Annotated in this window: 10 protein-coding genes and 2 rRNA genes; 6 read left to right on the top strand and 6 right to left on the bottom strand. The window is 36.7% G+C overall.

The genetic code is table 11. The features are described from left to right. Window positions 1-75 precede the first annotated feature (75 nt). The 4 genes from panC (at window position 76) to radA (ending at window position 3,366) form a co-directional block, all read left to right on the top strand. On the top strand, window positions 76-915 hold the full coding sequence (gene panC, locus EO244_RS10600; protein ID WP_129254652.1) for a pantoate--beta-alanine ligase: 840 nt from the start codon (window positions 76-78) through the stop codon (window positions 913-915). 18 nt (window positions 916-933) lie between these two features. Further along, a complete protein-coding gene (gene panD / locus EO244_RS10595) occupies window positions 934-1,284 on the top strand; it encodes an aspartate 1-decarboxylase (protein ID WP_129254651.1) in 351 nt (116 codons plus the stop codon). 138 nt (window positions 1,285-1,422) lie between these two features. Next, on the top strand, window positions 1,423-1,920 hold the full coding sequence (gene rfaE2, locus EO244_RS10590) for a D-glycero-beta-D-manno-heptose 1-phosphate adenylyltransferase (RefSeq protein ID WP_129254650.1): 498 nt from the start codon (window positions 1,423-1,425) through the stop codon (window positions 1,918-1,920). Window positions 1,921-1,995: 75 nt separating this feature from the next. Then, a complete protein-coding gene (radA, locus tag EO244_RS10585) occupies window positions 1,996-3,366 on the top strand; it encodes a DNA repair protein RadA (RefSeq protein ID WP_129254649.1) in 1,371 nt (456 codons plus the stop codon). Between the two features lie 66 nt (window positions 3,367-3,432). Here radA and rnr read toward each other — a convergent pair whose 3' ends face one another. Continuing rightward, on the bottom strand, window positions 3,433-5,568 hold the full coding sequence (gene rnr, locus EO244_RS10580; RefSeq protein WP_129254648.1) for a ribonuclease R: 2,136 nt from the start codon (window positions 5,566-5,568) through the stop codon (window positions 3,433-3,435). 391 nt (window positions 5,569-5,959) lie between these two features. Here rnr and cysS point away from each other — a divergent pair, with 391 nt between their 5' ends. After that, window positions 5,960-7,435 carry a cysteine--tRNA ligase gene (gene cysS / locus EO244_RS10575; protein ID WP_129254647.1) on the top strand — a complete coding sequence of 492 codons (1,476 nt, stop codon included), beginning with the start codon at window positions 5,960-5,962 and terminating at the stop codon, window positions 7,433-7,435. Between the two features lie 131 nt (window positions 7,436-7,566). After that, window positions 7,567-8,670, top strand: a complete 1,104-nt coding sequence (locus EO244_RS10570; protein ID WP_129254646.1) for a glutaminyl-peptide cyclotransferase — start codon at window positions 7,567-7,569, stop codon at window positions 8,668-8,670. Window positions 8,671-8,678: 8 nt separating this feature from the next. Here the strand turns inward: EO244_RS10570 and EO244_RS10565 are convergent, their stop codons facing one another. From EO244_RS10565 to EO244_RS10545, 5 genes are all read right to left on the bottom strand, one after another. Continuing rightward, on the bottom strand, window positions 8,679-9,518 hold the full coding sequence (locus EO244_RS10565; protein WP_164977469.1) for a DUF3108 domain-containing protein: 840 nt from the start codon (window positions 9,516-9,518) through the stop codon (window positions 8,679-8,681). Window positions 9,519-9,528: 10 nt separating this feature from the next. Continuing rightward, window positions 9,529-9,840, bottom strand: a complete 312-nt coding sequence (locus tag EO244_RS10560) for an MTH1187 family thiamine-binding protein (RefSeq protein ID WP_129254644.1) — start codon at window positions 9,838-9,840, stop codon at window positions 9,529-9,531. 10 nt (window positions 9,841-9,850) lie between these two features. Then, window positions 9,851-11,614, bottom strand: a complete 1,764-nt coding sequence (locus EO244_RS10555; protein WP_129254643.1) for an Ig-like domain-containing protein — start codon at window positions 11,612-11,614, stop codon at window positions 9,851-9,853. Between the two features lie 377 nt (window positions 11,615-11,991). After that, window positions 11,992-12,102, bottom strand: a 5S ribosomal RNA gene (gene rrf, locus EO244_RS10550). Between the two features lie 114 nt (window positions 12,103-12,216). Beyond that, a 23S ribosomal RNA gene (locus tag EO244_RS10545) occupies window positions 12,217-12,326 on the bottom strand; the annotation flags it as partial.

The raw sequence follows: 12,326 nt of genomic DNA, 5'->3' as shown, positions 1-12,326 counted from the left end.
AGTTATTATCTATTTATTGATTAAACAGATAATAGCCGATAAAATTGCCTTCTATTGGCAATAGAAATTATAATGATGCAAATAGTTAAATTAATTGCTGAAACACGGTCAATCATTAGCGAATACAAAGCAAAGGGTAAACGTGTTGGTTTTGTTCCCACGATGGGGGCTTTACACGATGGTCATCTATCATTAGTTGAACAATCAAAAAAGGAAAACGACATTACTGTAGTTAGTATTTTCGTAAATCCTACTCAATTTAATAACCCTAATGATTTAAAAACTTATCCGAGAATTCTGGACAAAGATTTGGAGCTATTATCTAAATTTCAACCCGATATCGTTTTTATTCCGGAAGTTGAAGAGGTTTACCCTGAGCCGGACACACGTGTTTTTGACTTTGGTGATCTTGATAAGGTGATGGAAGGCAAGAATCGACCCGGTCATTTTAACGGAGTTGCACAGGTTGTGAGTAAATTATTCGATTATATTACACCTGATAATGCCTATTTTGGACAAAAAGATTACCAACAAGTTGCTGTTATTAAGCAGATGACAAAGGATCTTAAATTAGACATAAATATAGTGTCATGCCCCATTATTAGGGAGTTAGATGGTCTTGCAATGAGTTCAAGAAACATGCTGCTTTCAGAGGTGGAAAGAAAAAATGCTGTAAAAATATCTGAAACTTTATTTAAAGCTTGTAACTTAGTGCCCGATTTTGGCGTATCCCAATTAAAAGAATGGGTTATAAGCGAGATTAATAATAACGCTTATCTAGAAGTTGAATACTTTGAAATTGTTGATGATACAAGTTTAAAATCCATTGAAAAATGGGAAGATTCGAACAATCGAATTGCTTGTATCACCGTTCAAGTTGGAAAAGTGAGATTGATAGATAATATTTCTTTATAATATTTAGTTTTAAGCGACATGTATATTGAAGTTTGCAAATCGAAGATTCACAAAGCAACTGTTACCAGTGCGAATCTGCAATACGTTGGGTCTGTAACCATCGACGAGGATTTGATGGATGCTGCCAATCTTATTGAAAACGAAAAAGTGCAGATTGTTAACGTTAACAATGGTGAACGTCTGGAAACTTACGTGATTAGAGGTGAAAGAGGCTCTGGTACTATTTGTTTAAATGGTCCTGCTGCTCGTAAGTGCGCTGTAGGTGATGTGGTTATTATCATATCCTACGCCTCAATGGAATTTGAGGAAGCTAAGACCTGGGAGCCTTGCTTGGTTTTCCCTGACACAGATACCAATAAATTGATCTAAACAATCAATTTGCGATACACACAAGGCTGTTCATTTCGAACAGCCTTTTTTCTTTGGTAGCCATATCGAGAATGATTAACTTCCCCTTATTTTTTAAACAATTCTGAACCTTAGAGTTCAATTTTCAGAAAAGCATCTATGAATAAACTCGAAATCATCAAAAATAAAATATTTACAGAAAAAGAATCGGCCTTTGCCACCCTACAAACCTGGCGTTTTAAAGAGGAGAAAATTGTCTTTACCAATGGCTGTTTCGACATTGTACATCGTGGGCATTTGGAATATCTTGCTCAAGCTTCAAATTTGGGGCATAAACTTGTGATGGGTTTAAATACAGATGCTTCTGTACAACGCTTAAAAGGCCCAAACCGCCCTATAAACGATGAATACTCAAGAGCATTACTCTTAGCTTCACTTGCCTTTATAGATATGGTGGTCTTTTTCGATGAAGAAACTCCCTACGACTTGATTAAATTTGTTCAACCTGACGTTCTGGTAAAAGGTAGTGATTACAATGCGGAAGATATTGTGGGATACGATATCGTAAAAGCAAAAGGCGGCGAAATCATTACGCTCGATTTTATCGAAGGGTTCTCCTCTACCGGAATCATTAATAAAATCATCAATACACACTAATAAGTTAAAAATCTTAACCTTACAACCAGAGTTTATCAACCAACTTTATCCTTTTCTTCTTTAACCTTTATAGCTATGCCTCCAAAAACAAAAACTGCTTTTTTCTGTCAAAACTGTGGTGTTGAATCGCCTAAATGGGTTGGGAAATGCCCCTCTTGTGGAGAATGGAACACCTTTGTCGAAGAGGTGATTGTAAAAACAAACAATAAGCAAACTGTTGGAAGTAATGGGCAGACTCCAAACAAGCCGCAAAAAATTTCGGATATTGAAACCTCTGAAGAAAAACGATACGACACCCAGAATAATGAATTGAATCGGGTTTTAGGAGGCGGTCTGGTTCCCGGATCGATGGTTTTAATTGGGGGCGAACCGGGTATAGGGAAATCAACTTTGGCTTTACAGATTGCTTTAAATCTAAAAAATCACACCACCCTTTATATTTCAGGTGAAGAGAGTGCACAGCAAATAAAATTAAGAGGCAATCGATTAAACTCGGATAACGACAGGTGTTTAATCGTGAGCGAAACTTCAATGGAGAATATATTTTCTCATATCAAAAATACCAAACCTGATATTTTGGTGATTGATTCCATTCAAACTTTGGGTACTCAGGTCGTTGAATCGGCGCCAGGTTCTGTTTCACAAATCAGAGAATGCACCGCGCAACTTTTACGATTTGCAAAAGAATCCTCAGTTCCTGTTCTCCTTATCGGGCATATCACCAAAGATGGTAATTTGGCGGGTCCGAAAATTCTGGAACATATTGTCGATACCGTTTTGCAATTCGAAGGGGATCAGAATCACATGTATCGTATTCTGCGCGCAACCAAAAATCGTTTTGGATCAACCTCAGAAATGGGCATTTACGAAATGCGCAGCAATGGCTTACGCGAGGTGAGCAATCCTTCGGAACTTTTGCTTTCTTCAAACGAAGAGAGTTTAAGTGGTGTGGCCATTTCAGCCTCAATGGAGGGCATGCGTCCCTTTCTGATCGAAGTTCAGGCCTTGGTTAGTACAGCTGCTTACGGAACCCCACAACGCTCATCAACCGGATTCGATCTTAGACGATTAAATATGCTGCTTGCTGTGCTTGAGAAACGTGCCGGTTTCCGAATTGGAACCAAAGATGTTTTCCTAAATATTGCAGGTGGCATTAAGGTTAACGATCCTGCTATCGATTTAGCAGTTATCATAGCCGTTCTTTCATCAAGCATGGATATCTCACTTCCAAAGGAAGTCTGTTTTGCCGGAGAAATTGGTTTGTCAAGCGAAATTCGTCCGGTCAATCGGATTGATCAACGAATTAGCGAAGCTGAAAAACTCGGTTTCAAACATATTTTTATTCCTAAAAACAATTCAAAAGGTCTGGACACATCAAAGTTTAAAATCAAGATTCACTTTGTAAGTAAAGTGGGACAAGTATTCCAAACCTTATTCAAGCAATAAACTTATACGAAAAAGGCTTCAAGCAATATAGCTTGAAGCCTTTTTTCATATCATTATATTTGATGATTAAGCCAAAACAAAGTCAAGTTGTTTTGCAGCCAGGTTAGCTTTCGCAACAAGAATTCTCACTTCGTCACCCAACTGATAAATTTTTCTATGATGACGACCGACAATGCAATAATTGTCTTCATCGAACTCGTAATAATCATCTTCAAGCTCTCGAATTGAAACCATTCCCTCGCATTTGTTGTCATTCAGTTCAACATAGAATCCCCATTCTGTAACACCTGAAATTGTGCCATCAAATTCTTCTCCCACATTGTCAAGCATAAACTCAACTTGCTTGTATTTGATTGAAGAACGTTCCGCCTGAGCTGCACGTTGCTCCATATCGCTGCAATGCTTACACTGCGATTCGGTTTTATCCTGATTGGCAGATTTACCACCATTCTCATACTGATTTAGCAAACGATGAATCATCATATCAGGGTATCGGCGAATAGGCGAAGTAAAATGCGAATAATAATCAAAATTTAAGCCATAATGCCCCACATTATTGGTTGTATATTCTGCTTTTGCCATTGAACGAATGGCTAAAGTTTCCACCAGATTCTGAATGGCATTCCCTTTCACATTATGCAACAGTTCATTCATCGACTTCGAAATTGAAGAAGGCGAAGCCGTTTTAATTCCAAAACCAAACTTATGAATAAAGTTATTAAAGGTCTCTAATTTTTGAGTATTAGGCTGATCATGCACCCTGTATACAAAAGTCTTAGCCGTTTTTCCTTTAGGCACCCGACCAACTGATTCGGCAACTTTCTTATTGGCCAAAAGCATAAACTCTTCAATCAGCTTATTCGAATCTTTCGATTCCTTAAAATAAACGCTTAAAGGTTTTCCATTTTCATCGATATCAAACTTCACCTCAAATCGATCAAAATCAATAGCACCCTGTTTGAATCGTCTTTCTCTTAATTTTTTAGCTAACTTATCAAGACACAGAATTTCCTCTTTAAAGTCTCCTTCGCCAGTTTCAATAACCTGCTGAGCTTCCTCATAAGTAAATCGACGATCAGAACAAATTACTGTTCTGCCTATCCATGTCTTATGAACATCAGCATGATCATCCATCTCAAAAACGGCTGAATAAGTTAGCTTTTCCTCATTAGGACGTAGCGAACAAAGTCCATTTGATAAGCGCTCGGGCAACATCGGAACCACACGATCGACCAAATAAACAGAAGTCGCACGCTCACTTGCTTCTTTCTCGATAATACTGCCCGGACGAACATAATGGGTAACATCGGCTATATGTACACCAATCTCCCAATTGCCATTTTCAAGCCTACGAAGCGATAACGCATCGTCAAAATCTTTCGCATCAGCAGGGTCAATCGTAAAGGTCGTCACATCTCTAAAATCGCGACGTTTCGCAATCTCCTCTTTTGTGATTTCGTCAGAAATTTCCTCGGCGGCTTCATTCACATGATCCGGAAACTTATAAGGCAGATCGAACTCAGCAAGGATGGCATGCATTTCCGTATCATTATCGCCAGGTTTTCCGAGAACATCGGTAATTTGCCCTACCGGGTTTTTCGATTTTTTAGGCCATTCTGTGATTTGAGCAATAACCTTATCCCCATCTTCAGCACCTTTTAATTTTCCCAGAGGGATAAAAATATCATAAGGCATGTTCTTACTCAAGGGAATCAAAAAAGCAAAGTTCTTCGAAATTTCGAGGGTTCCCACAAAACTGGTTTTCTTTCTTTTTACAATTTCAACCACTTCGCCTTCGGGTTGCTTACTTTTTTTACGAGCAAACAAAAAGACCTTAACCTGATCACCATGCAGGGCTCTGTTCAGATTTGCCTGACTCACAAAAATATCTTCTTCGGTTTCCTCTGAAACAATATAGGCCGAACCGCGAGATGTCATATCAACAACTCCAGTTACGGTACCCATTTTTGATTTTAATTTGAATTTTCCCGTCGATATTTCGCTAATCTGATCCAAAGCAACCAAATCATATAAAATGGAAACAATAAGTCGCTTGATACCCATGTCTTTAATTTCAAGGGCAGCAGCAATTTGTTTATAATTCAGTGTCTTCGATGATTCTTTCACAAAAATTTCAAGCACCTGCTGTTGCAAACTTTGCTTGTTATATCGGGATTGTATTTTTTTTCTTTTTCCTACCATAATATGGATATTAATACTGGATAAAACAAAAGTCCAGTAGCTTCTATGAACAAAAGTACTCAATTAGTCTGATAAAATCCTTTTGGCTATCTTATGTGTATCATAAATTAAAGAAAATAAAAAGATTAAGCACAATGGTTACTCATGAATTTTGTTAAATTACATCAAAATTTGATAGCTGTTCAACATTAAAATAGACTATACTGTTTGAAAATAAGACTGATACTCTTTAAAAGAGAACTAAATTAACACGCATTATTCCTCAGAATCAAGAGATGAAGCCATAATTTTTTTATAATTTTACCCACCCAAAAGAAAGCAGTGATTCTTTTGATCAATTTAAAGCTGTACAGTCACTCCAAGCAGTAGCTGATACCTAAACATGAAGACAATGGAAAATAATTTGCACATTTACAATACACTCAGCCGAAAGAAAGAGCTGTTTACACCTATTAATCCCGGACATGTTGGCTTATATGTTTGTGGTCCTACTGTATATGGTGATGCTCATTTGGGGCATTCTCGTCCGGCAATTACTTTCGATATATTATTCCGTTTTTTAAAACATTCTGGCTACAAAGTACGTTACGTTCGTAACATTACCGATGTAGGACACCTTGTAAACGATGCAGACGAAGGAGAAGATAAAATTGCTCAAAAAGCGCGTTTAGAGGAATTGGAACCCATGGAAGTGGTTCAGTATTTTACTGATCGTTACCATAAAAACATGGATGACCTGAACGTTCTTAAGCCAAGTATCGAACCGCGTGCTTCAGGGCATATCATCGAGCAAATGGAGGTTATCGATAAATTGTTTGAAAATGGCTTTGCATACGAAAGCAACGGTTCAGTTTATTTCGATGTGGAAAAATACAGCAAGCAACACGATTACGGTAAACTCTCGGGAAGAAAGATTGAAGATCTGATTTCAAATACACGTGAGCTGGATGGTCAGAGCGAAAAGAAGAATAGCTTTGATTTTGCACTTTGGAAGAAAGCGAATCCTGAGCATATCATGCGTTGGCCCTCAAAATGGAGCGATGGCTTTCCTGGATGGCACCTTGAATGTTCGGCAATGAGCCAAAAGTATCTGGGTTCAGAATTTGATATTCATGGTGGTGGACTTGATCTGCAATTCCCTCACCACGAATGTGAGATTGCGCAATCAACCGGAGCGCATGGTCACGAAGCTGTGCGTTATTGGATGCACAACAACATGATTACGATTAACGGTCAGAAAATGGGAAAATCATTGGGTAATTTTATTACGCTTGATCAACTTTTTTCGGGTGATAATGACGTTTTAGAACAAGCTTATAGCCCAATGACTATTCGCTTTTTCATTTTGCAGGCGCACTATCGCAGTCCTCTTGATTTTTCGAATGATGCACTTAAGGCTGCTGAAAAAGGCTTCAATAGATTAATGTCAGCTGTCGCTACACTTGATAAAATTAAGGCCGGATCAGAATCAACAGTTAATGTTGAAGACCTGAATACAAAATGTTATGCAGCTTTAAACGACGATTTGAATACGCCTATTCTAATCGCCCACCTTTTCGATGGCGTAAAGATGATCAATTCATTAGCAGCCGGAAAAGAAAATATTCAAGCAGAACAACTGGAGTCTCTTAAGAAACTGTATCACGACCTGGTTTACGAGGTATTGGGCTTAAAAGACGAGAAAGATGCTGACGGAGGAACCAATGAAATTCTTGATAAGCTGATTTCTTTATTATTGACAACCAGAAACGAAGCGAAACAAAACAAAGATTGGGCAACTGCTGACAAAATTCGTGACGAATTAGCCAGTTATGGTATAGCCATAAAGGATACAAAAGATGGTTCCGAATGGGAAATCATTAAATAGTTAAAAAAACTGCTCAAATTTAATTGAGCAGTTTTTTTTTAATCATTGCGAAATCAAAGTCATTATTTTAACTTTGATGGTTGGCATTTTTTTTCAACTTATCTCTTTTTACATCATCTCGTACTGAAAATATGAAAATTCAATCTCATATCATTCTTGTAATTTTAGCGCTTCTAAGTTCTTGCAATGGCACGCCTAAAAATTTTTCAAAAAAAGAAACAGAAGTAAAAACCATTGAATTTATTCACAGTTTAAAATTGAAACAACCCCAACGAGGAGAGGTTTTTACCCAAGCAGATACAATTGAAATTTCAATCAAAAAAAGAAAAAATTCAAAAGACATAGATTCTGTACAACTCATTATTGATGGTAAAATTAGTCAAACTCTTTATGCAAAGCCCTGGAGTTTTTCACATATTGCTACCGAGAAAAAAATGGGTAAGCATAACTTCCAAATTATGGCCTATCACAAAGATGGAAAAGTTGGCAATATTTCATCCTACTTCAATATTAAACCGAATACTGCCCCCCAAGAATTAACCTATAAAATTGTAAATACATTTCCACACGATAAAAAATCCTATACTCAAGGCTTGTTTTATCACGATGGCTATTTGTACGAAGGTACGGGCCAGTTTGGGGAATCGACACTTCGCAAGGTTGATATAAAAAAAGGGGAAAGTCTGTTTGACAGGAAACTTGAACCTCACTACTTTGGTGAAGGAATTACCTATTACAAAGGGAATATCATTCAATTGACCTGGCAATCGAAAAAAGCCTTTGTGATAGATGCCGAAGATTTTTCGCAAAAAGATTTCTTCAGACCACCCACAACAAATGGACAAGGCTGGGGGATCACAACTATTGATGACAAACTTGTAATTTCTGATGGCAGTAATAAACTAACCTTCGTCGATCCCAAAAACTATGGTAAAATTGATGAAATTGAAGTTTACGATGAAAAAGGAGAAATAACTAATTTAAACGAATTGGAATACATCAGCGGTAAAATATACGCCAACGTCTGGCTCACCGATCGTATCGTTGTAATCAATCCTAAAACAGGACAAGTTGAAGCGAATTTAAACCTGAAAGATATTTTGACTCCTGCTGAAAGAAGAAAATTAATCGAAGGCGATGATGTGCTTAATGGTATCGCTTACGATTCTATTAATGATCGTCTTTTTGTAACAGGGAAACGCTGGCCAAAGCTATTCGAAATTAAAATTAATTAATTCCAATTTTATTCAAATTCGAGCCTTCCTGATTTCTTCTTAAACAAGGATTCTCGCGTTGATCTAAGGCCTTCATAAGAATCCAGAAGGCCTTTTACACTTCCGATCAAAACCTTTGCTTCAACCATAATGGGGACTCTATTTCTATCGTTACTCACCCATATGGTCATATCTTCGCCTCCTTTAAAAAGATTCCCTTTCACCAGCATTGGAGAAAACTTCAGGCATTCATATACCTCTCCGTTTTTAAGTTTAACTTTTTCAATCCCCTTGTACCTGATGTACAAATTGTGAATCTCATTATCAATGAGCATGCGAAGTGGGATTTTCTCTCTCTTTTTATACTTTGAAAAATCCAGATTTCGCGTAAAGTAGGCAACCGATACAATATCCGAACTGATGTTCATATTCTCCAAAGTATCCTTTTTAATGGGCTTTTGTCTTTTTCTTATTTCAGAATAAACCTGATTTTTTTCATAATCAAACCAATATTGATGTCTGGCAATATAATCCCCTTCATGGGTTTTTCTATCAAAATAAAAGGGTTTTAAATTGGTTGAATCTACGTAACACGAAAGGGTATCACGCAGCTTAAAAAACCAATCAAATGCCTTTAAGGTTTTACCTTCTGCCTCAATTTTGTATGCGGGTTTATTGGAATACGCTTCATCTTTCACTTCAAGCTTAACTTCGCCGGCAGCTACCCAAATAAATCCCCAATTGTAATAACCTCGATAGGTCAATTTCTCACCTGATTGAAAAGCAAAGTTTTCTATCCCGGCTTGTTCCTGAGATTTTAGCTGAGTAAATGAACAGATAATTAAAAGAAAGATAAATGCGTATTTCAAATCCGGAATATTAAAGGTTAACCTTACCAATTTTGTTTTCAATAGCCGTTACTTTCGACTTTAAACGATTATGCTTATTTTTTTGAATATCTACAGTCATGGTTGAATATACACGATTAGAGTGAGGCTCAAGAATAGCATAAGCCTCATTCACGATATTCAATGCTTCCTGTAATGTATCCGTTTCAATAAGAGTTCCCATTGCCGTTAATTGATAATCGACACCAGATTCACGGATCATTTCAATCACCTGACTAACATACTGACTAACACTGTCCCCTTTATCCGTAGGGAAAATTGCAAATTCTAAAAGAGCTGACATAGACTAAATTTTAATGAGCTTGAGGTAAAACAACATTTTCTTCTACATCCCAATTGGAACGCACCTTAATCTCCTTACGGAAATAATGAATGGTTTCCGGTTGTAATTTTAACTTGTAATTACCCGTATCCCATTTCCCGTTATCATTCCAATCTTCAATAACTTTTATGATATAGGTTTTAGGTTCAAGATAATCAAAAGTGATAGTCTGATCAGAATAAATCTTTTTACTTTGTATAAGTGTTTCATTCTTATTATTCTCTAAAATCTGAACGATTAAAGGCTTGTGAACCTGATCAACTTTCAAAAGAATTTTGCCATAATACTCTAATTCCTTCGTTTTAAATTTCTTAGTAAAGGCATCACTTTCGAGTCCGAAAATATTTTTAAAAGCTGTGGAGTCAATATCCAATCGATAATTCATTTCTGATTCCCATTTCACATTCATATGATAGGTTCGTAACAAAGCAGAATCCTTTACAAATTCAAATGGAACATCAAACTCTAGTGTATCGACGATTTTAACAAGCTGAATACTATCAAGATTATACTCGGCAAGAGGTTCATTAAATTCAAATTCAATATCCTTATTCAAATCTTGTGTGGATTTAATATTGGTTTTGAATTCATAAACAGGCTTTTTAATTTTAGATTTCTTTTCCTGCTTTTTAGTTTGCTTAGCCTTTTTAGGGGCTTTAAAATTCAGTTTTACAGTATCACTAAAACTAACCAGTTGATTGGTGGAATCCGTCTTTAAATAGTTTAAAACAGCCGTTAAAGTATCCCTCTTGTAAATATTCGAATCCACAATCCAATACGATAAAGTATCCCGTCTGTTATTACTCTCGATAAGAAAACTACTGGCATCACTATTTACATCTAAAAAATCAATCTTTAAGTCATCGGTTCTTTTAAAAGAAAACTCAAAATCTAATTTTTCACGACGAGTCCTAGCGTACTTAGTCAGATATAATAATGGATTCTCTTCCTCAAATAAATTAATATGAACATCAGCTGGACTAAATGCCGTGTAGGTTCTCAAAGCTGATGAATCGGGCATAATACTATCCATTTTCTGGAACGTCTGAGCCGTTGGCGTCAGAAGGGTATCTAAAAAACCAATAATCTCGCCAGGTCCATTGTACTTGTAATCCCGGTTGCCATCAACTAAAGCAAAAATCTTATAAGTCCCGGCTTTTAAATTACTCAAATTAAAATGTCCGGCCGTATCCGTTTGTGCAACGTAATCAGGAATCGTCGTTAAAGGAACAGAATCCTGATGATTGGAATAGGCATAAATTTGAACTTTCTCAATAGGAAGCCTTGTGAAGGCATCTACAGCATGCCCTTGTATACTCAGCGAATCAAGTGTCTTTCCGGTAGAAAATACATATTGAAAATTTCCTAAAGGATTTCCCTCATTATTGTCAGCAATACCGTCTGCAAAATCAAGTGTATATGTTGTATTGGGTTTCAAACTATCCCCCATATCAACATAGATAGATTTGCCACGTAAATTCACTGTTGGTTTTCTATCCAGAGGCGGAGAAACTACAAATTTCTCGTTAATCTCCTTCAACTGAACAAATTCATTAAAATAAATATTCACCTTACCACCTTCAATTTCAGTCGAAAAATTGGGCGGATTACATTCTTTTACTTCCGGTGGGATTTCATCCTTGGCACCTCCGGTAGGATATCCCATATTAGCACATGAATAGATTAGGCATGAAACAGACAGGCCAATAAGAATTTTAATCGTTGATGCTTTCAATTCGTTATGTTTTGATAATGATCTACAAAATTATAAAGATTCAAAACAAAAATAAGTTAATAATGCCAAAATGCTTATGTCAAAGGTTTTTAATTTTGATTAATCTGCAAATTCTATTTTTAGCATCAAATTAAATAAGACGTAAATTGAAAATATTAGAAACAATACATTTAAAATTGATATAGAAATATCCATATTGAATCTAAAGATGGAGCTGACCAGAACGAATTTGATCCCGATCAAGATACCTGACCTGCTAAAGGATGCAACAAATAAGGGCTTATATTACCATTAAGTGATAAGACAGCATCAATCCGATTTCCAAATTTCAGGTCATAAAAAAAGCGTCTTACTCCATTTGGAATAAGACGCTTAAAAGTTGGCATCGACCTACTCTCCCACCACTTGGCAGTACCATCGGCGCTAATGGGCTTAACTTCTCTGTTCGGGATGGGAAGAGGTGGAACCCCATTGCTATAGATACCTGAAAATCTTCAGTTATCAGCTTTACGGTGTTTGTACACTAGCTGCAACAAATATCATAACATATTGAAAAAAAAAGTAAAAGTAAGTCAGAAAAGAATTCAACCATGGACCTCAGCATTCATAAGCTTATGGGTAATTAGTACCACTCGACTTTGACATCACTGCCTTTACATCTGTGGCCTATCAACGTTGTCGTCTCCAACGACCCTTTAAAGAAATCTCATCT

Origin of the sequence: Ancylomarina salipaludis, assembly GCF_004122035.1 — a bacterium.
GTDB classification, from domain to species: domain Bacteria; phylum Bacteroidota; class Bacteroidia; order Bacteroidales; family Marinifilaceae; genus Ancylomarina; species Ancylomarina salipaludis.
Note: the sequence above shows the minus strand (reverse complement) of the source record. Positions and strands in the feature narration are given on the sequence as shown.